Source organism: Streptomyces sp. NPDC051684 (genome assembly GCF_044453445.1).
Lineage (GTDB): Bacteria > Actinomycetota > Actinomycetes > Streptomycetales > Streptomycetaceae > Streptomyces.
This window is the reverse complement of the sequence record NZ_JBITCS010000016.1, coordinates 115517-135293: the sequence shown is the minus strand read 5'-3', so window position 1 is coordinate 135293 and position 19777 is coordinate 115517. Positions and strand designations below refer to the sequence as shown.

At 70.3% G+C, this 19777-nt stretch carries 18 protein-coding genes and 1 riboswitch; of the genes, 8 read left to right on the top strand and 10 right to left on the bottom strand.

Going from position 1 to position 19777, the window contains the following annotated elements; translation table 11 throughout:
* Positions 1-73 precede the first annotated feature (73 nt).
* From groL to thrC, 4 genes are all read right to left on the bottom strand, one after another.
* Positions 74-1699, bottom strand: a complete 1626-nt coding sequence (gene groL / locus ACIA8D_RS20795) for a chaperonin GroEL (RefSeq protein ID WP_266712587.1) — start codon at positions 1697-1699, stop codon at positions 74-76.
* 309 nt (positions 1700-2008) lie between these two features.
* A complete protein-coding gene (locus ACIA8D_RS20790; RefSeq protein ID WP_030576453.1) occupies positions 2009-2215 on the bottom strand; it encodes a cold-shock protein in 207 nt (68 codons plus the stop codon).
* A gap of 432 nt (positions 2216-2647) precedes the next feature.
* Complete coding sequence (locus tag ACIA8D_RS20785; RefSeq protein ID WP_399234150.1) at positions 2648-2923, bottom strand: MoaD/ThiS family protein; 276 nt, start codon at positions 2921-2923, stop codon at positions 2648-2650.
* Positions 2924-2971: 48 nt separating this feature from the next.
* Complete coding sequence (gene thrC, locus ACIA8D_RS20780; RefSeq protein WP_399234149.1) at positions 2972-4288, bottom strand: threonine synthase; 1317 nt, start codon at positions 4286-4288, stop codon at positions 2972-2974.
* Between the two features lie 18 nt (positions 4289-4306).
* Positions 4307-4461, bottom strand: a riboswitch (SAM riboswitch).
* 161 nt (positions 4462-4622) lie between these two features.
* Here thrC and ACIA8D_RS20775 point away from each other — a divergent pair.
* From ACIA8D_RS20775 to ACIA8D_RS20765, 3 genes are all read left to right on the top strand, one after another.
* Positions 4623-5570 (top strand): glucosyl-3-phosphoglycerate synthase, encoded by a 948-nt coding sequence (locus tag ACIA8D_RS20775; RefSeq protein ID WP_399234147.1) that lies wholly within the window; start codon positions 4623-4625, stop codon positions 5568-5570.
* A gap of 38 nt (positions 5571-5608) precedes the next feature.
* A complete protein-coding gene (locus ACIA8D_RS20770; RefSeq protein ID WP_399234146.1) occupies positions 5609-7420 on the top strand; it encodes an isopeptide-forming domain-containing fimbrial protein in 1812 nt (603 codons plus the stop codon).
* Between the two features lie 87 nt (positions 7421-7507).
* Positions 7508-8899, top strand: coding sequence for a trehalose-6-phosphate synthase (locus tag ACIA8D_RS20765; RefSeq protein ID WP_399234144.1), 1392 nt, complete (start codon positions 7508-7510; stop codon positions 8897-8899).
* Here the strand turns inward: ACIA8D_RS20765 and otsB are convergent.
* The 3 genes from otsB to ACIA8D_RS20750 are packed head-to-tail and all read right to left on the bottom strand — an operon-like array spanning position 8876 to position 11263.
* Positions 8876-9706, bottom strand: coding sequence for a trehalose-phosphatase (gene otsB, locus ACIA8D_RS20760; RefSeq protein WP_399234142.1), 831 nt, complete (start codon positions 9704-9706; stop codon positions 8876-8878). The genes ACIA8D_RS20765 and otsB overlap by 24 nt on opposite strands.
* Before the next feature lie 50 nt (positions 9707-9756).
* Entirely contained in the window at positions 9757-9984 is a 228-nt protein-coding gene (locus ACIA8D_RS20755; protein ID WP_399234140.1) for a DUF3263 domain-containing protein, read from the bottom strand.
* A 10-nt stretch (positions 9985-9994) separates the two neighbouring features.
* Complete coding sequence (locus ACIA8D_RS20750) at positions 9995-11263, bottom strand: ABC transporter substrate-binding protein (RefSeq protein WP_399234138.1); 1269 nt, start codon at positions 11261-11263, stop codon at positions 9995-9997.
* A gap of 141 nt (positions 11264-11404) precedes the next feature.
* On the opposite strand from ACIA8D_RS20750, the gene ACIA8D_RS20745 reads away from it, so the two are divergent.
* The 3 genes from ACIA8D_RS20745 to ACIA8D_RS20735 all read left to right on the top strand — a co-directional run bounded on the left by ACIA8D_RS20745 (position 11405) and on the right by ACIA8D_RS20735 (position 14504).
* Positions 11405-12346 carry an ROK family protein gene (locus ACIA8D_RS20745; protein WP_399234136.1) on the top strand — a complete coding sequence of 314 codons (942 nt, stop codon included), beginning with the start codon at positions 11405-11407 and terminating at the stop codon, positions 12344-12346.
* A complete protein-coding gene (gene nagA, locus ACIA8D_RS20740) occupies positions 12346-13482 on the top strand; it encodes an N-acetylglucosamine-6-phosphate deacetylase (RefSeq protein ID WP_399234135.1) in 1137 nt (378 codons plus the stop codon). The genes ACIA8D_RS20745 and nagA overlap by 1 nt, the downstream gene beginning before the upstream one ends.
* Positions 13483-13586: 104 nt before the next feature.
* Entirely contained in the window at positions 13587-14504 is a 918-nt protein-coding gene (locus ACIA8D_RS20735) for a 1-phosphofructokinase family hexose kinase (protein ID WP_399234134.1), read from the top strand.
* Positions 14505-14615: 111 nt separating this feature from the next.
* Here ACIA8D_RS20735 and ACIA8D_RS20730 read toward each other — a convergent pair whose 3' ends face one another.
* Together ACIA8D_RS20730 and cdgB are read right to left on the bottom strand one after the other, a co-directional pair.
* Positions 14616-15563, bottom strand: a complete 948-nt coding sequence (locus ACIA8D_RS20730; protein WP_399234132.1) for a carbohydrate-binding protein — start codon at positions 15561-15563, stop codon at positions 14616-14618.
* A 111-nt stretch (positions 15564-15674) separates the two neighbouring features.
* Positions 15675-17372: a diguanylate cyclase CdgB gene (gene cdgB / locus ACIA8D_RS20725; protein WP_399234130.1), complete on the bottom strand. Its 1698-nt coding sequence runs from the start codon at positions 17370-17372 to the stop codon at positions 15675-15677.
* Between the two features lie 303 nt (positions 17373-17675).
* Between cdgB and ACIA8D_RS20720 the strand changes: the two genes are divergently transcribed.
* Positions 17676-18260, top strand: a complete 585-nt coding sequence (locus ACIA8D_RS20720; protein WP_399234128.1) for a flavin reductase family protein — start codon at positions 17676-17678, stop codon at positions 18258-18260.
* 215 nt (positions 18261-18475) lie between these two features.
* Here the strand turns inward: ACIA8D_RS20720 and arfB are convergent, their stop codons facing one another.
* Positions 18476-18901 (bottom strand): alternative ribosome rescue aminoacyl-tRNA hydrolase ArfB, encoded by a 426-nt coding sequence (gene arfB / locus ACIA8D_RS20715; protein WP_399234126.1) that lies wholly within the window; start codon positions 18899-18901, stop codon positions 18476-18478.
* A gap of 201 nt (positions 18902-19102) precedes the next feature.
* Here arfB and ACIA8D_RS20710 point away from each other — a divergent pair, with 201 nt between their 5' ends.
* On the top strand, positions 19103-19678 hold the full coding sequence (locus ACIA8D_RS20710) for a TerD family protein (protein WP_399234125.1): 576 nt from the start codon (positions 19103-19105) through the stop codon (positions 19676-19678).
* Positions 19679-19777 lie beyond the last annotated feature (99 nt).

The window sequence follows — 19777 nt, the reverse complement described above, 5'->3', positions numbered from 1 at the left end:
CCCCGAGGGCGGCACCGTCTCGCGTGGAGACCGTGCCGCCCTCGGGTTACGGACGGGCTGAACCGGAACCGGCTCAGAAGTCCATGTCACCGCCCGGCATGCCGCCACCGGCGGGAGCGGCGCCCGCCTTCTCCGGCTTGTCGGCGATAACGGCCTCGGTCGTGAGGAACAGCGCGGCGATGGACGCGGCGTTCTGCAGGGCAGAGCGCGTGACCTTCGCCGGGTCGATGATGCCCTCGGCGATCATGTCGACGTAGTCACCCGTGGCGGCGTTCAGACCGTGACCGACGGTCAGGTTGCGCACCTTCTCCACGACGACGCCACCCTCGAGACCACCGTTGACGGCGATCTGCTTGAGCGGGGCCTCAAGGGCGAGCTTCACGGCGTTGGCGCCGGTCGCCTCGTCACCCTCGAGCTCCAGCTTCTCGAAGACCGCGGAGGCCTGGAGCAGGGCCACGCCACCACCGGCGACGATGCCCTCCTCGACGGCCGCCTTCGCGTTGCGAACGGCGTCCTCGATGCGGTGCTTGCGCTCCTTGAGCTCGACCTCGGTGGCCGCGCCCGCCTTGATGACGGCCACGCCGCCGGCGAGCTTGGCGAGGCGCTCCTGGAGCTTCTCGCGGTCGTAGTCCGAGTCGCTGTTCTCGATCTCGGCGCGGATCTGGTTGACGCGACCCTGGACCTGGTCGCTCTCACCGGAGCCGTCGACGATCGTCGTCTCGTCCTTGGTGATGACGACCTTGCGGGCGCGGCCGAGCAGGTCGAGACCGGCGTTCTCCAGCTTGAGGCCGACCTCCTCGGAGATGACCGTGCCGCCCGTGAGGATGGCGATGTCACCGAGCATGGCCTTGCGGCGGTCACCGAAACCCGGGGCCTTGACGGCGACGGACTTGAAGGTGCCACGGATCTTGTTGACGACCAGGGTCGACAGGGCCTCGCCCTCGACGTCCTCGGCGATGATCAGCAGCGGCTTGCCGGACTGCATGACCTTCTCGAGCAGCGGAAGGAGGTCCTTCACGTTGCCGATCTTCGAGTTGACGATCAGGATGTACGGGTCCTCGAGCGAGGCCTCCATACGCTCCATGTCGGTGGCGAAGTACGCCGAGATGTAGCCCTTGTCGAAGCGCATGCCCTCGGTGAGCTCGAGCTCCAGACCGAAGGTCTGGGACTCCTCGACCGTGATGACGCCTTCCTTGCCGACCTTGTCCATGGCCTCGGCGATGAGCTCGCCGATCTGGGTGTCGGCGGCCGAGATGGAGGCGGTGGAGGCGATCTGCTCCTTGGTCTCCACCTCCTTGGCCTGCTCGAGGAGGGCGGCGGAGACGGCCTCGGTGGCGCGCTCGATGCCGCGCTTGAGGGCCATCGGGTTGGCGCCGGCGGCTACGTTGCGAAGGCCTTCGCGAACGAGCGCCTGGGCCAGGACGGTCGCGGTCGTCGTGCCGTCACCGGCGACGTCGTCCGTCTTCTTCGCGACCTCCTTGACCAGCTCGGCGCCGATCTTCTCGTACGGGTCCTCGAGCTCGATCTCCTTGGCGATGGACACACCATCGTTGGTGATCGTGGGGGCGCCCCACTTCTTCTCGAGGACGACGTTGCGACCCTTGGGGCCCAGGGTCACCTTGACGGCGTCGGCGAGCTGGTTCATGCCGCGCTCGAGGCCGCGCCGTGCCTCCTCGTCGAACGCGATGATCTTGGCCATGTGAAGTGGTCCTCCCGGACGGGGTGGCTAACGCAAAAGGACCGTGCTGGTGCCCGCGACGGACGGCCTGCGGGCCTTGTGGCTCCTTGCACCACCCGGCCCCCGGACCTCACCGACCCGATCCAAGTTTTGTCACTCTCACTCGGAGAGTGCTAAGCCCAATGATTAGCACTCGACCCCTGCGAGTGCAAGGCCGTACCACAAGAACCGCACGTCGGTGCAGGCAGCACAAAGGGCCCGCCCCCGGCTACCCGGGAGACGAGCCCTCCATGACGTGCGACGTACAAGCTTCCAGTCTGACGCGCGCGTTCAGCCGGCGGCCACGCGGACCATGTCCGCCTGCGGCCCCTTCTGGCCCTGCGAGATCTCGAACTCGACCCGCTGCCCCTCCTCGAGGGTGCGGTAGCCGTCCATCTGAATCGCGCTGTAGTGGACGAAAACATCCGCACCACCGTCGACCGCGATGAAGCCGTACCCCTTCTCCGCGTTGAACCACTTGACGGTGCCCTGAGCCATGCCTAACTCCCCTATTACTGGCCCTTGCGCAGGACCGCACTTCGCGGACCCGGGTCAGACCTCACGCCCCATGGGATATGGGGGTGTGCGCCGGAACGCGTCGACCGCGGCTGAATGTATCTGCCCAACTGCCGTCTGCAACAGGTCAATCGGACGAGAATTCTGGGCACGCCAGATCGGGGAAACCGGGCCAACTCACCGGATCCCCGGGCAACTCGGGCCGCGTAAATGCCGTAAAAGGCCCGAAAGGGCTGGACACTTTGGCTGCTTCTTGTCGGGGTGCGGGCGAGAACTCATATGCGCCCGTCATGCACCGCTCGGGGAAACGCAGCAGCTTCCCCAACTGTACCGCGCTCAACCATGCAGAATTGCCCCCTCCGCTTCTCTCGCGGAGGGGGCAATTCGGGTAACTCTGTGTAGACCTACAAAAGATCAGCCGCCCGCGACGGCGGGAATGATCGAGACGCCGGCGCCGTCCGGCGTGGCCGTCTCCAGACCCTGCTCGAAGCGGACGTCGTCGTCGTTGACGTAGACGTTCACGAAGCGGCGCAGCTTGCCCTGGTCGTCGAGGACGCGGGCGGCGATGCCGGTGTGGTTCTTCTCCAGGTCGGCGATGACGTCGGCGAGGGTGGCCCCCTCGGCGGCGACCTCGGAGGCGCCGCCGGTGTAGGTGCGCAGGATGGTGGGGATACGAACGTTGACGCTCATGGCGGTAACTCCTGTTGCTACAAGTGTCGGTCGGGCTCGGAGTCGGACTCAGAGGTCGGCGGCGAGGCCGGCCTCGCGGAACGCGTCCAGGTTCGGCCGGATGGTGGCGGTGGCCTGAGAGGAGTCGGCGACCGCGTCCAGCGTCTTGAGCCCGTCACCGGTGTTCAGGACGACGGTGGTCAGCGACGGGTCGATCTGGCCCGCCTCGATGAGCTTCTTCGTGACGCCCAGGGTCACACCGCCGGCCGTCTCCGCGAAGATGCCCTCCGTGCGCGCGAGCAGCTTGATCGCGTCGACGACCTGCTCGTCGTTCACGTCCTCCACGGCGCCGCCGGTGCGCCGCGCGATGTCGAGGACGTACGGGCCGTCGGCCGGGTTGCCGATCGCGAGGGACTTGGCGATGGTGGTCGGCTTCTGCGGGCGGACCACGTCGTGGCCGCCCTTGTAGGCGACGGAGACCGGGGAGCAGCCCTCGGCCTGGGCGCCGAAGAGCTTGTAGGGCTTGTCCTCGACGAGGCCGAGCTTGATCAGCTCCTTCAGGCCCTTGTCGATCTTCGTGAACTGCGAGCCGGACGCGATCGGGATGACCAGCTGGTCCGGGAGCTGCCAGCCGAGCTGCTCGCAGATCTCGTACGCGAGCGTCTTGGAGCCCTCGCCGTAGTACGGGCGCAGGTTGACGTTGACGAAGCCCCAGCCCTCGCCCAGCGGGTCGCCGATGAGCTCGGAGCAGAAGCGGTTCACGTCGTCGTAGTTGCCCTCGATGGCGACGAGGTCACCGCCGTAGACACCGGCCATGACGACCTTGCCCTGCTCCAGGTCGTGCGGGATGAACACGCACGAGCGGAAGCCGGCGCGGGCGGCGGCGGCGCCGACGGCGCCGGCCAGGTTGCCGGTGGAGGAGCAGGAGAGGGTGGTGAAGCCGAAGGCGCGGGCGGCCTCGATGGCCTGCGCGACGACGCGGTCCTTGAAGGAGTGCGTCGGGTTGCCGGAGTCGTCCTTGACGAACAACTTGCCCTCGGCGACGCCCAGTTCACGGCCGAGGTTGTCGGCCTTGACGAGCTTGGTCCAGCCCGGGTTCAGGTTCGGCTTCTCGGCGACGTCGGCCGGGACGGGCAGCAGCGGGGCGTAGCGCCAGATGTTGGCGGGTCCCGCCTCGATCTGCTTGCGCAGCGCCTCGGGGTCACCGACGGGCAGGTCGTACGCGACTTCGAGGGGTCCGAAACACTCGGCGCAGGCGAAGACGGGGCCGAGCGGGACGACGGCGCCGCACTCACGGCAGGAGAGGCCGGAGGCCGGTCCCAGGTCGACAGCGTCGACGGCGGGGGCGGAAGCGACGGTTTCGGTTGCGACGGTCTGTGCAGCCATGAGAGGCGAGGCCCTTTCTCCTCATCTTCCTCGCGACGCATCTCGCCACGAGACGGATTTGGCACCTTCACTAGCCGGGAGCCTCGCGGGCGCACTGCGATGTGCGGACGAGACCGGCTGGAGGGTTGCCGGGGCTTCAACGGGCCGTATCCCTCTGCCCCTCTGGATGAGCGGTATTCGATTGTGTGGATTCAGTTGTGTACGACGGGCGACCCCCGACATGCGATGGTCACCGGCGTTGTTCAAGACTGTAACCGAAGGCCCGGACCCTTGAGATAGTCGTCCGAACCGCGAGATGGATCACATGGTGATCCTTAGGGAAGGAACCCAGACCGTGCTGGAAGAGGTCGAGCGCTGGCTGAACAGGCGCTCCTGGTCCGTGGCGGACCATCCGCTGCACCGGTTGATCGCCGCCAAGCACGCGTCGGGACAGACGGTGAGCGTCGTACTGCCCGCGCTGAACGAGGAGGAGACGGTCGGCGAGATCGTCTCCGAGATCCGGCGGACGCTGATGACGGACGCGGTGCCGCTCGTCGACGAGCTCGTCGTGATCGACTCCGGCTCCACCGACCGCACCTCCGAGGTCGCCGCGGCGGCCGGCGCGCGCGTCGAGCACCGGGACACGATCCTGCCGCGGGTGCCGGTCAGGGCCGGCAAGGGCGAGGTGCTGTGGCGCTCCCTGTTCGTCACTTCCGGTGACATCGTGTGCTTCGTCGACGCCGATCTGCAGGAGTTCTCCGCGGACTTCGTCTCGGGAATCGTCGGGCCGCTGCTCACCGAGCCGGGCGTGCAGTTCGTGAAGGCGATGTACGACCGTCCGCTGGCCGGGGCCGCCGGGCAGGGCGGCCGGGTGACCGAGCTGATGGCGCGGCCGATCCTCAATCTGCACTGGCCCCAACTGGCCGGGTTCGTCCAGCCGTTGGGCGGCGAGTACGCGGCGCGGCGCTCGCTGCTCGAACGGCTTCCGTTCCCGGTCGGGTACGGCGTGGAGCTCGGCCTGCTCGTGGACGCGCTGCACACCGTGGGCCTCGACGCGCTCGCCCAGGTCGACGTCGGCGTACGCAAGCACCGGCACCAGGACGGGCAGGCGCTCGGCCGGATGGCGGCGGCGATCTACCGCACGGCCCAGCTGCGCCTCGCGCGCGGGCACCTGGTCAGGCCGGTGCTCACGCAGTTCGAGCGCGGCGACGAGGGCTTCGAGCCGCGCACCCACCCGGTCGACACGGAGGAACGCCCGCCGATGATCGAAATCGGTGAGTACGCGGAGCGTCGCGTGGCATAAGCACGGACAAATCGTATGTTTTGCCTAAATTGCCCTTTATGTTGCTTAAACATCTCCAGGGCAAGGCGGCCTGTGCCGTCACCGCCGCCCTCGCCGCCTGCATGGCGGGACTGGCACCGAGCCCCGCCTCCGCGGATGTGGTCTCCCCCTTCGCCAAGCGCTACGACGAATCGATCTACGGCGACTTCAAGACCATCGGCAACACGGTCATGGGCTGCCCGACGGACGACGCCACCATGGCCGCGCGCTGCGCCGTCGCCGCGAACGGCGAGGGCAAGGACAACAACAACACGTTCAACATGCAGCGGATCAACACCGCAGGGACGACGGACGGCTACGGCTCCAGCACCGGCCGGGTCACCGTCCCGCCCGGCGCCGAGGTCGCCTACGCCCGCCTCTTCTACGGCGGCAACGACGGCACGTACAAGGGGCCGAGCGGGGCCCAGATGAAGCGCTGCGACATCTCCGGCGCCGATGTGGACCCCTCGCCCGGCGACCCGCTGGACGCGGCCCCCGCGGTCGGCGTGAACGGCGCGGCCCCGACCAAGGTCTCCCCCGAGAACCTGGTCAAGGACCCCGCCTCCACCAGAGGCCCGCACTACTACACGGGCGAGGCCGACGTGACGAGCCTCTTCAGCGGGGTCACCGGCACGGGCACCCCGGTCCCGGTCTCGGTCGGCGACATCTGGGCGCCCACCGGCAAGGGCTGTGTGGCGGGCTGGTCGATGACCGTGGTCTACAAGTACGACTCCCCGAACGAGACCTACGCCCCGGACCGCCGCAACGTCTACATCTACGGCGGCCACGTCCTGCAGCGCTCCACCTCCCCGGCCACCCGGGTCACCGTGGACGGCTTCTACCGGACCTCGGGCACCCCGCACGCGAGCGTCACCGCGTACGAGGGCGACTGGAACACCCCGGGCGACAAGTTCGCCGTCGGCGGCCAGAACATCCCCGAGGCGCACACCGGCAACACCAACAACTTCTTCATCTCCGAGGACGACGGCGCCCTCGACCCGAAGATGGTCAACAACCTGAGCATCGACGCGAAGGAGTTCGACGTCACGGGCAGCCGCTCCACGCGGGCCGCCGGGGCCGAGCCGATCCCGGTCGGCTCGACCTCCACCACGCTCGACTTCTCCACCAAGGGCGACACGTACGTCCCCTCGGCGCTCGCCCTGTCCGTACCGGTGCCCGACCTGGAGATCTCCAAGACGGCGAGCCCGGCGAAGGTGGAGCCCGGCGACACGGTCACGTACACGGTGAAGGCGAAGAACGTCAGCCGGCTGCCGTACCCCAACGCCAAGTTCACCGACGACCTCACCGAGAACCTCGACGACGCGACGTACAACGGCGACGCGAAGGCAAGCATCGGCGACGTCGACTACACGAGGCCGAAGATCAACTTCACCGGTGACATCCCGGCCGGACAGACCGCTACCGTCACGTACTCGGTGAAGGTCAACGACCCGGTGAGCGGCGACGGCAAGCTCACGAACAGCGTCACCGCCGACACCCCGCGCACCAACTGCGAGGAGGGCTCCACCGACGAGCGCTGCGGCATCGCGCCCGTTATCGAGCGGGAGGCACCGGCGCCCTCGCCGACCAGCCCCGAGCCGACGCCGACCCCGACGAAGCAGCCGGGTGAGCAGACGACCGAGCCGACACCGGCCCCGTCGGCGAGCAGCCACAGCCCGCAGGCACGGCCCACTCCGCCGAACCCGCCGAGCTCCGGCGAGATGGCCGAGACCGGCACCGACTCGAACCTGCCGCTGTACGGCGGGCTCGCCGTCGCGCTGTGCGGGCTCGGCGCGCTGATCCTCGCCGCGGTCCGCGGCCGCAAGGACTGACCCGAGCGCGACCTTCGTATACGGCCGGGCCCCCGACGGGGCCCGGCCTTACGTTTGAACGTTTCCGGGCCGGGCTAGCGTGCCCGTATGAGTTCCACGACGCATGGTGCTGCTGAGGTTCTCGTCGCGTCCAACCGCGGCCCGGTCTCCTACGTCGTCGACGACGCGGGAGAGATCGGGGCGAAGCGCGGCGGGGGCGGTCTGGTGTCGGCGCTGAGCGTCGTCGAGGACAAGCTGTGGGTGTGCTCGGCGCTGAGCGAGGGCGACCGGGAGGCGGTGCGCCGCGGCGTCACCGAACCCGGGGTGCGGATGCTGGACATCGACGCCGAGGTCCACACGGACGCGTACAACGGGATCGCGAACTCGGTGCTGTGGTTCGTGCACCACATGCTGTACCAGACACCTCTGGAGCCGTCGTTCGGCCCGGAGTTCCGCCGCCAGTGGGCGTCCTACGAGGCGTACAACCGGGCCTTCGCCGAGGCGCTCGCCGAGGAGGCGGCGCCGGGCGCGACGGTCGTCGTGCAGGACTACCACCTGACGCTGGTGCCGGGAATGCTCCGCGAGCTCCGCGACGACCTGCGGATCGGGCACTTCTCGCACACGCCGTGGGCGCCCGTCGACTACTTCCGGATGCTGCCCGACGACATCGCCGAGCAGGTCCTCAGGGGCATGCTCGGGGCCGACCGCTGTGCGTTCCTGACCCGGCGCTGGGCGGACGCCTTCACCGACTGCTGTACGCATCTCGTCGGCGGCACGTCCGGCACCCGGATCGGGGTGCACGGGCTCGGCGCGGACGCGGACTTCCTGCGCGAGCGGGCGCACCGGGACGACGTGGAGGAGCGGCTGGCGGCGCTGCGGGCGCAGATCGGCGGGGACGGTTCACGGAAGGTGATCGTCCGAGTCGACCGCACCGAGCTGTCGAAGAACATCGTGCGGGGGCTCCACGCCTACGAGCTGCTCCTGGAGGAGCGGCCCGAGTGGCGCGAGCGGGTGGTGCACGTCGCGTTCGCCTACCCCTCGCGCCAGGACCTGGCCGTGTACCGCGACTACACGGACGAGGTGGCACGGGTCGCGGAGGCCATCAACTCCCGCTTCGGTACGGAGGGTTGGACACCGGTCGTGCTCCACGTGAAGGACGACTTCGCGCGCTCGCTTGCCGCCTACCGGCTCGCCGACGTCGCGCTGGTGAACCCGATCCGGGACGGCATGAACCTGGTCGCCAAGGAGGTGCCGGTGGTCTCCGACGACGGGTGCGTACTGGTGCTCTCGCGGGAGGCGGGGGCGTACGAGGAGTTGGCCGAGGACGCGCTGACGGTCAACCCCTACGACGTGAACGGGACGGCGCGGGCGCTCGCGGAGGGACTCGCCATGCCGGTCGACGAGCGGGCGGAGCGCACGAAGCGGCTCGCCGCGGCGGCGACGGCGCTGCCGCCGGGGCCGTGGTTCCTGGACCAGCTAGAGGCGCTGCGCCAGGGCTGACAGGAACGCGGCCAACTCCGCGGGGCCCGCCACCAACAGGTCCGCCCTGTCGGCGAGTTCGGGCACGACCGTGTCCGCCGCCACCAGGAGGCCCGGCACCCCGTCGGAGCGGAGCTTCTCCACCGCCGCGAAGGCCGGGAGGTCGCCGAGGTCGTCGCCCGCGTAGAGGACGGACCGGGCGCCCACCTCCCGTACGTACTCGGCGAGCGCGACGCCCTTGTCGACGCCGGGCGGGCGCAGCTCCAGGACGAGGCGGCCCGGTTCCACGATCAGGCCGTGCCGGGCGGCGAGTTCCGACAGGGGGTCGCGGAGGGCGTCGAAGGCGGCCTGCGGGTCGCGGGCGCGGCGCGTGTGGACCGCGACGGCACGCCCCTTCTCCTCGACATACGTGTCGTGCCACAGGCCCAACTCGCCGAGTACGCCCGGGAGTTCGGCCCGGACGGTAGCCACGCCCGGGTGCGGGGCGGGGGCGGTGACCGTGCCGGTGACGGCGTCCCAGCGTTCGGCGCCGTAGTGCCCGAGGACGACGAGGTGCTCCAGGCCCGGGACGCCGGCGAAGCCGCCGTGGCGGACCGCGGTGCCGGCCGGGCGGCCCGTGACCACCGCGACCGCGGCGACCTTCGGGGCGAGGGCGGCGAGGGCGGGGACCACGGTGGGGTGGGCGCGGGCCTGGTCGGGGTCGGGGACGATGGGGGCGAGGGTGCCGTCGAAGTCCAGCCCGACGATGCCCTGCCGGGGGTGGGCCAGGAGGGCGTCCAGGCCCTCGCGTCCGGCGGTCGTCCGTGGGGCGTGCTCATGGCTGACCATGCCGTTGACGATAGCCGGGGTTGACGTCTCGGGGCTCCGCCCCGGTGGGGCTAGCGCTCGCGGCGCCGCGCGTCCCGGACCCGTCTCAAGCGATTGACGGTCACCGGGGCGAACTCCAGGGCGCGGGGGTCGTCCAGGAGGGCGTTCAGGAGTTGGTAGTAGCGGACCGGTGCCAGGTCCAGGTCCTCGCGGATCGCCCGCTCCTTGGCCCCCGGCGAGGCCCAGCCCCGGCCCTCGAACACGAGAACCGCGCGCTCACGGGCGCCGAGAGGATCCATGCCCGCCACGCTACTCCGCGGATTCCGCGGCCGCCGCGTCGTTCTGGATCGAGCCGAGCGTGCCCGCCGCGCTGCCCTGCGGCGTGACGGTGGAGCCGATCTGCTTCTTGATCTCGGCGCTGACCTCGGGCCAGGACGTCTTGTTGGCCGGGTAGTACGTGGCGCCCGCGAGCTCGTCGATGAACGGCCGCAGGGACTTGTCCTTGGCCGATGACGTCATCGCGTCCGACGCGGAGACCGTGACCGGCGCGACGGTGTACTTGCGGGAGAAGTCGAGGACGTTCTTCTTGTTGTAGGCGTAGTCGAGGAACTCCCCGGACTCCTTGGGGTGGCCGCCCTGCTTGAACGCCATCATCCAGTCGGTGACGCCCATCGTGGACTTGGGCGTGCCGTCGGGCCCGGGGATCGCCACGTCGCCGTAGTCGACGCCCTTCGCCTTCGCCATGTTCATCAGCGTGGGGTGGCCGGACAACATGCCGACCTGGCCCTTGGCGAAGGCCTGGAAGGCGGGCGTGCGGTTGAGCTCGCCGGGGGCGGTCGGGCCGGTGAGGCCCTTGCCGACCAGGTTGTTCTTGAGCCAGGTCAGGGCCTCGACGTTCTTCTTGTCGTCGAGGGCGTAGGAGCCGACGTTGTCGGTGTAGCCGCCGCCGTTGCTGAGCATCCAGATCAGCGTCTCGGCCTGCGCCTCCTCGGTGCCGAGCGGCAGCGCGAAGGGGTAGCGCACGCCCTGCGCCTTGAGCGCCTTGGCGTCGGAGACGAGGTCGGCCCAGGTCTTGGGCGGCGTGATGCCGGCCTGCGTGAAGAGCTTCTTGTTGTAGAAGAGGCGGCGCGTGGAGGCGGCGAACGGCATGCCGTACTGCGCGCCCTTGATCTCGCCCGCCTGGCTCATCTGGCCGACGAAGTCGGCCTGCACCGGCACGGAGAGCAGCTTGTCGACGGAGTACAGCTTGCCCGCGGCGGCGTAGTCGGCGTACGCGCCGATCTGCGCCATGTCGGGCGCGTGGCCCGCGGCGACCATGTCCTTGACCTTCTCGTCGACGACGTCCCAGGTGTAGACGTCGACGTCGACCTTGATGTTCGGGTGGTCCTTCTCGAACCCGGCGACGACGTCGTCCCAGTACTCCTGGGAGCCGTTGGCCTTGGAGTCGCCGTAGTCGGCCGCGACCAGCTTCAGCGTGACGGCGTCGTCGGAGTCGCTCCCACAGGCGGTGAGCAGCGACGACGCGGCCACCACCCCGAGCGCGGCCGCCACGGTCAGAGTCGTCCTCCCCTTGCGCACTGCCGCACTCCACCCTTGTCCTTCACGCCACAGGCCTGTCCCATGGTCACCTGGAAGGTCTACACCACATGGGCGCCGGAGCGGAAACGAGGGGGCGACTGGACTAGACCTCTCACGGGTGGACGCGCGAGACTGTCCCCCGTGAAACATGTCATCGCCCTGGACGTGGGCGGCACCGGTATGAAGGCCGCCCTGGTCGGGGCCGACGGCAATCTGCTGCACCAGGCGCGCCGTGCCACCCAGCGCGAACGCGGCGCCGACGCGGTCGTGGAGTCGATCCTCGACTTCGCCGCCGAACTGCGCGCGTACGGCGAGCGGCACCTCGGCGAGCCCGCCCGCGCCGCCGGCGTCGCGGTGCCCGGCGTCGTCGACGAGAAGGGCGGCATGGCCCTCTTCGCCGCCAACCTCGGCTGGCGCGACGTCCCCATGCGGTCCCTGCTCAGCGAGCGGCTCGGCGGCATCCCCGTGGCGCTCGGCCACGACGTGCGCACCGGCGGGCTCGGCGAGGGGCGGCTCGGCGCTGGCAAGGACGCCGACCGGTTCCTGTTCATGCCGCTCGGCACCGGGATCGCGGGCGCCATCGGCATCGACGGGCGCATCGAGCCCGGCGCGCACGGCTCCGCGGGCGAGATCGGCCACGTCGTCGTGCGCCCCGGCGGCGTCTCCTGCGGCTGCGGCCAGCGCGGCTGCCTGGAGCGGTACGCCTCCGCCTCCGCGGTCACCCTGGCCTGGCAGGAGGCGAGCGGCGAGGAGAAGGCGACCGCGGCGGACTGCGCGAAGGCCGTCGACGCGGGCGACCCGAAGGCGGCCCGGGTCTGGCAGGACGCAGTGGACGCGCTCGCCGACGGGCTCGTGCTCGCGCTCACTCTGCTGGACCCCCGCACGCTCATCATCGGTGGCGGCCTCGCCGAGGCCGGGGAAACCTTGTTCACACCCCTGCGCGCGGCCGTCGCGGAGCGCGTCACCTTCCAGGCGCTCCCCACGATCGTCCCGGCCGTCCTCGGGGACAGCGCCGGATGCCTGGGCGCGGGACTGCTCGCCTGGGACCTGCTCGCCGACGACAACACGGAGGTAACCGCCTGATGGCCACAGCAAAGGTGCTCACCGGCGCCAAGGTGGTGCTCCCCACCGGGACCGTCACCGACGGACGCGTCATCGTCGACGGCACGAGGATCGCCGGGGCCGCCCCCGACGACGCCGAGACCGTCGACCTGACCGGCCACTGGGTGGTCCCCGGCTTCGTCGACATGCACAACCACGGCGGCGGCGGCGCGTCCTTCACCTCCGGCACGCTCGAGGAGATCCTCACGGGCGTGCGCACGCACCAGCAGCACGGCACGACCACCGTCGTCGCGTCCTTCGTCACCGGCAGCATGGACTTCCTCGTGCAGCGCGCCGGGCTGCTCTCCGAGCTGGCCGAGCACGGCGAGATCGCGGGCATCCACTTCGAGGGCCCGTTCATCTCCCCGTGCCGCAAGGGCGCCCACGACGAGACGCTGCTGCGCGACCCCGACCCGGCCGAGGTCCGCAAGCTGATCGACGCCGCCCGCGGCCAGGCCAGGATGGTCACCCTCGCCACCGAACGGCCCGGCGGCATCGACTCCGTGCGTCTGCTCGCCGAGCACGGCGTGCTCGCCGCGATCGGCCACACCGACGCCACGTACGAGCAGACGGTGGAGGCCATCGACGCGGGCGCCACGGTCGCCACCCACCTGTTCAACGCGATGCCGCAGCTCGGCCACCGCGACCCGGGGCCGATCGCGGCGCTCCTGGAGGACGACCGGATCACCGTCGAGCTGATCAACGACGGCACTCATCTGCACCCGGCCGCCCTCGAACTCGCCTTCCACCACAAGGGCGCGGAGAAGGTCGCGTTCATCACCGACGCGATGGACGCGGCCGGATTCGGCGACGGCCGCTACATGCTCGGCCCGCTGGAGGTCGAGGTGAAGGACAGCGTGGCGCGGCTCGTCGAGGGCGGCTCCATCGCCGGTTCGACGCTGACCCTGGACCGGGCGTTCAAGCGGGCCGTGACCGTCGACAAGCTGCCCGTCGAGGACGTCGTCCGGGCCATCTCGGCCAATCCGGCCCAACTCCTCGGCCTCTACGACAAGGTGGGCTCGCTGGAGCCCGGCAAGGACGCCGACCTCGTGGTCCTGGACGCCCAGTTCGAGGTCAAGGGCGTACTGCGCAAGGGCGAGTGGCTGCTCCACCCGTAACTCCCGGCCGGTACAAGGCGGTTGGTCCGTGGCCTGGGCCAACCGCCTTGACTTTGGCATGATCAGGCCCCGTTACTGGAAGTACGTAAGGGGGGTGGGGGCCTGTGATCCTCACGGTCACGCTGAACACCGCACTCGACATCACGTACCGGGTGCGCTCCCTGCACCCGCACGCGACGCACCGCGTCACCGAGGTCACCGAGCGGCCCGGCGGCAAGGGGCTCAACGTGGCGCGGGTGCTGGCCGCTCTCGGTCACGAGGTGACCGTGACGGGATTCGCGGGCGGCGCGACGGGCCGCACGGTTCAGGAGCAGCTGCTCGGCACCCCGGGCGTCGCGGACGCCCTGGTGCCCGTGTCCGGCGCGACCCGGCGCACGATCGCCGTCGTCGACGCGTCCACCGGCGACACGACACAGCTCAACGAGCCGGGCCCGACCATCACGCCCGCCGAGTGGACGGCCTTCCAGGAGGCGTACGCGGATCTGCTGCGCTCCGCCTCCGCGGTGGCGCTGTGCGGCAGCCTGCCGCCGGGTGTCCCGGTCGGCGCCTACGCGACCCTTGTACGGGCCGCGCGGGCCGCCTCGGTGCCCGTCCTCCTCGACACCAGCGGCGAACCGCTGCGCCGCGGCGTCGCGGCGCGGCCCGATCTGGTGAAGCCGAACGCGGACGAACTGGCCGAACTCACCGGGCAGCACGAGCCGTTGCAGGCCATGAAGGACACGCGGCGGCGCGGCGCGCACGCGGTCGTGGCCTCGCTCGGGGCGGAGGGGCTGTGCGCCCTGACGGCAGACGGTGAGTGGCGGGCGCCTGCGCCGGGGCGGCTCAGCGGGAACCCGACGGGGGCGGGGGACTCCGCCGTGGCCGGGCTGCTCTCCGGCCACGTGGACCACTTGCCGTGGCCCCAGCGGCTCGCCCGGGCGGTGGCGCTGTCCGCGGCGACGGTGGTCTCCCCCGTCGCCGGCGAGTTCGACCCGGCGACCTACGAGGACCTGGTGGGCCGCGTCACAGTCGCTGCGGCATGAGCCGTCCAAGCCTTTGCTTTTCAAGCCCCTGCGGCGATTGAGCAGCGGGGTCCGGGGCAGAGCCCCGGGGCGCACGCCGAGTGGCCGTGGCCGGGCCGACTGGCGAAGCCGTCAGCCCTGGGTGAGCCACATGCGGTCGAAGTTGGCGTCGCACTTGTTGCCCTGCTCACAGGAGACCGTGATCGCGTTGGTCCCCTTGGTGAGCTGCACGATGGCCCACGTGTTCGTCCAGCCCTTCTCCCAGTCGCCCTCCTTGGCGCCGGCGAAGTTAGTCATGTTCAGCGGGCGGGACTGCTTCTTGCCGTTCACGTCGATCGTGGCGTCGGAGTCCTTGCCGGGCACCCCGTAGTCCACGTGCAGCTTGTACGCGCCGTCCTTCGGGATGTCGTTGACGGTCCAGGTCAGGCTCGCGCCCACCTTGTTGAACCCGGCGACGTACACCCCGCCGTCGGCCTTCGCGCCCTGCACGTCGGAGGCGGTGGACGTGCCGCCCGCCAGCTTCAGGGTCTTCGCGTCGGTCTTGGGCAGGTCGACCGGCTTCGCGGACGCCGACTTCGAGGGCTTGTCGCTCGGCTGCACCGACTGCGAACCGCCGGACGGCTTGCCGCCGGCCTCGCCCTTGTCGTCACCCGAGTCGTTGCTCAGCATGGCGACGCCGATGCCGATGACGACGGCCGCGACCACGGCGACCGCGCCGATGAGCAGCGCCTTCGTGTTCGGACCACGCCCGCGGCCGCCACCGCGCATCGGCGCCGTCGGCGGACCCGGCTGCGAGGGGACCCCGCCGCCGGGCATCGTCTCGGGAGCCTGATAGTGCGCGTTCGGCTGCTGGTACGCCTGGGTCGGCTGGGTCTGCCCGTACTGCTGCTGCCCGTACTGGCGCTCACCGACCGTACGGATCTGATTGGCCCGGTAGGAGGACCGCGGGTTCGGGTAGCCGTACCCGCCGCCCGCGCCCTCGGGCGGGGTCGCCCCGGCCGCCTGCCCGTCGGCGTACAGATAGCCGAACGGATCGTCGTCCTCGGGCGTGGTGCTCCCGCTGTTGTTGCCGGGCGCCATCCCAGATCACTCCCTACACGTTGCTTACCTCGGCGAGGGTACCCGCTGCGAGTGACCCCACGGCGTGGCCTTGACCTCACCAGGAGCGCGGAACCGCGCCCAATGTAGGGGCTATCCGGCCCGCCTGTGCTGCTTACTGCGGGATCTTTTCTCTACGTACATCCGCTGGTCAGCGGATTGCAGCACTTCCTCCGCCGTCATGCCGCAGTGGGCCCAGCCGATGCCGAAACTGGCCCCTACCCGGACCGCCCTGCCATCCACTCGAATCGGCGGAATGATGGCGTTCCGCAACCTGACGGCGAGGTCCTGCGCGTCCTCGCGGCCGAGCCCGTCGGCGAGCACCACGAACTCGTCACCGCCGAGCCGGGCGACCGTGTCCCCGTCCCGTACGACGCTGGTCAGGCGGCGGGCGACCTCGATGAGGACGGCGTCGCCCGCGTTGTGCCCGAACCTGTCGTTGATCGACTTGAAGCCGTCGAGGTCGCAGAAGAGGACGGCGAGGCCCTTCGTGCCGTTGTCGGCGCCGGAGGCCTCGTCGGGCTCGGGCGCGGCGACGTGCACATGGTGGTCGAAGCCGTCGAACCCCTCGTAGAGGTTCGACTCGTGCGGGACGGGGGCGCCGAAGTCGAAGCCGATCCCGGCCATGTCATCGCCCGCGGCGGCGCCCCGGTGGTCGCCGTAGGCCGCGTCGAGGGAGTCGATGGCGCTCGGGCCCGGCTCCTGGGGGCGGCGGCACAGGCGGGCGGACAGCCGGGCGCGCAGCTCCGCCGAGTTCGGCAGGCCGGTGAGCGAGTCGTGCGAGGCCCGGTGGGCGAGGTGCAGCTCGCGGCGCTTGCGCTCCTCGATGTCCTCGACGTGGGTGAGCAGGAAGCGCGGCCCGTCGGCGGCGTCGGCGACCACCGAGTTGCGCAGGGACACCCAGACGTACGTGCCGTCGCGGCGGGCGAGACGCAGCTCGGCGCGGCCGCCCTCGGCGGAGGTGCGCAGCAGGGTGCCGATGTCCTCGGGGTGCACGAGGTCGGAGAACGAGTAGCGGCGCATCGCGGAGGCGGGACGGCCGAGGAGGCGGCACAGTGCGTCGTTGGTGCGCAGGATCCGGCCGTGCTGGTCGCCGCCCATCTCGGCGATGGCCATCCCGGAGGGCGCGTACTCGAAGGCCTGCCGGAAGCTTTCCTCGCTGGCGCGCAGCGCCTGCTGCTCGCGTTCCAGGCGGACCAGGGCGCGCTGCATGTTGGACCGGAGCCGGGCGTTGCTGATCGCGATGGCGGCCTGGAAGGCGTACATCTGCAGGGCCTCACGGCCCCAGGCGCCGGGGATGCGGCCGTTGCGCGGGCGGTCGACGGAGATCACGCCGAGCAGTTCGCCGCCGGAGGTCCCCGTCGCGTACATGGGGGCGAAGAGGCGGTCGGCGGGGTGCCACTCGTCCTCGAAGCGGGGCGGCGGGCCTGCGGTGAACCACTGCGGCACGTCGTCCTCGTCGAGCACCCAGCCCTCGGTGTGCGGTATGAAACGCAGCTCGCCCCACTGCTTGCCCATGGCGAGGCGGCGGTCCCACGCGTCGCGGGAGCCCACGCGCCCGGTGATCAGGGCCTCGGCCGCGGAATTGCCCGCGAAGGCGGCGACCACCAGATCACCGTCGGGACGTACGAGGTTCACGCACGCCAGCTCGTAGCCGAGCCCGCTCACGACGCCGTCCGCCACGGTCTGCAGAGTGTCGGCCAGACTGCGGGCGGTGTTCATGTCCGCCATCACCTGGTGCAGCTGACGCAGGGTCGCAAGACGGACGTACGGCTCCGACTCGGTCTCCATGCTCAGTTCTCCCCGAGACCTCGACAGCACTCCAGAATTCGGATCGGTTCGCTTCGCACGTGCAGCAGCACGTTCATCAGCAGTGTCGACGCCACTGAATCACAGCGAGCTGTGCACCCGGTACACAGGGTCAACAAATTTTGGCTCCTGTGAGTCAAGTCACAGCAGGAGATGAAGGATTGGGTCGCATTACCGGGTGGGTTCTGTGCGTTTCCTGAACACGAACCGCGCCCATGGTCCTAGGACCGGCCTCGGCCATCGGCCCGATGCGGGGCGCGTGGGGCCGAAGCTAGCGTTAAAGGCGTGTTGAAGACGTCCACCGCCACTTCGGTCCCCTCCCCCACGGCCCCCACGGTCCCCTCCGGGCATGCTGAGGGGGTGAGCAACGACGAGTTCCGTGCCGCCCTGTCCCGCCTGGCCGCGGGCGTCGTCCTGGTGACCTCGCACGAGCCGCAGCTCGACCCCGACGGGCCGGCCGGCGAGGACGCGGGGATGACGGCGACGGCCTTCATGTCCGTCTCCCTCGACCCGCCACTGGTGATGGTGTCGCTGCGCAACAGCTCCCGCATGGACGACCTCCTCGACGACCAGCCGCTGTGGGCGGTCTCGGTCCTCTCGGAGTCCCAGAGCCACATCGCGGGCCGCTTCGCCATGAAGGGGCGCCTCAGCGACCGGCTCCTGTTCCAGGACATCCCGTACGTACGCGGGGAGCACACGGGGGCGCCGCTGGTGGGCGGGGCGCTGGCGACGTTGGAGTGCCGGACGGAGAACACGGTGGTGGCGGGCGACCACACGCTCGTCATCGGCCGGGTGCTGTCGGCCTCCCTCCCGAGCGAGGAGGGCGGCCCCCTCCTCTACTTCCGCGGCAAGTACCGCAACTTGGGGTAGACCTTGAGCCCCGGTTCGGCCAATCAAGCCCCTGCGGCGATTGAGCAGCGGGGTCTGGGGCAGCACCCCAGGACCGCAACGCCGGCGCCGCTGCCGACGCCACGGGGCTCTGCCCCGGACCCCGCGCCTCAATCGCCGGCGGGGCTTGTTTGTCCAGACCCTGGCTTGATTGTCCGGACCCTGCCTGGGTCACCCGGACCCAGGCTCAAGGGCGATCACCAATCCCGGCCGGAGCGCCCCCGCTTTGTTTCGGAGCGGGCCTTCTTCGCCCGGAGGCGGCGTTCGTTGACGCCGCGCGACACACGGGTGGGCCGCCGCGGCTTCGGCGGCGGCGCCGTCGCCTGCGCCAACAGCGCCGCGAGGCGCACCGCCGCCGTCTCCCGGTTGCGCCACTGCGACCGATGCTCCGAGGCCCGTACGGAGATCACGCCGCCCACCAGGCGGGACGCGAGCCGCTCCAGGGCCCGCTCCTTCCACACCGGCGGCAGCGATTCCGTCGCCGCGAGGTCGAAGCGCACCTCCGCCGCAGAGTCGGACGTATTCACGTGCTGACCGCCCGGCCCGGACGACCGCGAGAAACGCCAAAGGAGCTCGGCCTCCGGAAGGACGACCGAACCGCGGATGGGATAGGGACCGGACATGCGTCCATGGTCGCGCGTTCGTACGGCCCGCGTCACCCTTATTTCCGGGCCCCGCGGGCCTCCGGTGGCGTCCGGGTAAAGAAAGTAAAGAGACCTGGAACCTTCCCCACCCCTCACGGCGTTCCTACGGGTACGAGTAGCTTCGGCTGCACACGTACAACCGAGTACGTCCGTATTTAACGAGGGAAGGACTCCCGAACCATGGCAGTAAGCCTGTCCAAGGGTGGCAACGTCTCGCTCACCAAGGAGGCTCCGGGCCTGACCGCTGTCACCGTGGGCCTCGGCTGGGACGTCCGCACCACCACCGGCACCGACTTCGACCTCGACGCGTCGGCCATCGCGGTCAACCCCGAGGGCAAGGTCTACTCGGACGGCCACTTCGTCTTCTTCAACAACAAGCAGACGCCGGACCAGTCGATCGTGCACACCGGCGACAACCGCTCCGGCGAGGGCGCGGGCGACGACGAGGCGATCAACGTGAACCTCGCGGCCCTGCCGGCCGACGTCGACAAGGTCGTCTTCCCGGTCTCGATCTACGACGCCGAGACCCGCACGCAGAACTTCGGCCAGGTGCGCAACGCGTACATCCGGATCGTGAACCAGGCGGGCGGCACCGAGATCGCCCGCTACGACCTCTCCGAGGACGCCGCGACCGAGACGGCGATGGTCTTCGGCGAGCTGTACCGCAACGGCGCGGAGTGGAAGTTCCGCGCCGTGGGCCAGGGCTACGCCTCGGGCCTGGTCGGCATCGCGCAGGACTTCGGCGTGAACGTCTGACGTTCGCCCAGGAGTTGGGGCCGGGCCCCGGCGCGCCGCGCACAGCGGCGGGCCGGGGCCCGTTTCTTTCGGCCACACCCATCGATTAACGGACAATCA

Coding starts and splice junctions, on each gene's coding strand:
- otsB (WP_399234142.1), bottom strand. CDS start 9,706: ATGGTCAGCCATGAGCACGCCCCACGGACGACCGCCGGACGCGAGGGC.
- ACIA8D_RS20790 (WP_030576453.1), bottom strand. CDS start 2,215: ATGGCTCAGGGCACCGTCAAGTGGTTCAACGCGGAGAAGGGGTACGGC.
- ACIA8D_RS20765 (WP_399234144.1), top strand. CDS start 7,508: ATGAGTTCCACGACGCATGGTGCTGCTGAGGTTCTCGTCGCGTCCAAC.
- ACIA8D_RS20785 (WP_399234150.1), bottom strand. CDS start 2,923: ATGAGCGTCAACGTTCGTATCCCCACCATCCTGCGCACCTACACCGGC.
- cdgB (WP_399234130.1), bottom strand. CDS start 17,372: ATGGAGACCGAGTCGGAGCCGTACGTCCGTCTTGCGACCCTGCGTCAG.
- ACIA8D_RS20770 (WP_399234146.1), top strand. CDS start 5,609: ATGTTGCTTAAACATCTCCAGGGCAAGGCGGCCTGTGCCGTCACCGCC.
- ACIA8D_RS20755 (WP_399234140.1), bottom strand. CDS start 9,984: ATGGATCCTCTCGGCGCCCGTGAGCGCGCGGTTCTCGTGTTCGAGGGC.
- ACIA8D_RS20710 (WP_399234125.1), top strand. CDS start 19,103: ATGGCAGTAAGCCTGTCCAAGGGTGGCAACGTCTCGCTCACCAAGGAG.
- groL (WP_266712587.1), bottom strand. CDS start 1,699: ATGGCCAAGATCATCGCGTTCGACGAGGAGGCACGGCGCGGCCTCGAG.
- arfB (WP_399234126.1), bottom strand. CDS start 18,901: ATGTCCGGTCCCTATCCCATCCGCGGTTCGGTCGTCCTTCCGGAGGCC.
- thrC (WP_399234149.1), bottom strand. CDS start 4,288: ATGGCTGCACAGACCGTCGCAACCGAAACCGTCGCTTCCGCCCCCGCC.
- ACIA8D_RS20730 (WP_399234132.1), bottom strand. CDS start 15,563: ATGGCGCCCGGCAACAACAGCGGGAGCACCACGCCCGAGGACGACGAT.
- nagA (WP_399234135.1), top strand. CDS start 12,346: ATGGCCACAGCAAAGGTGCTCACCGGCGCCAAGGTGGTGCTCCCCACC.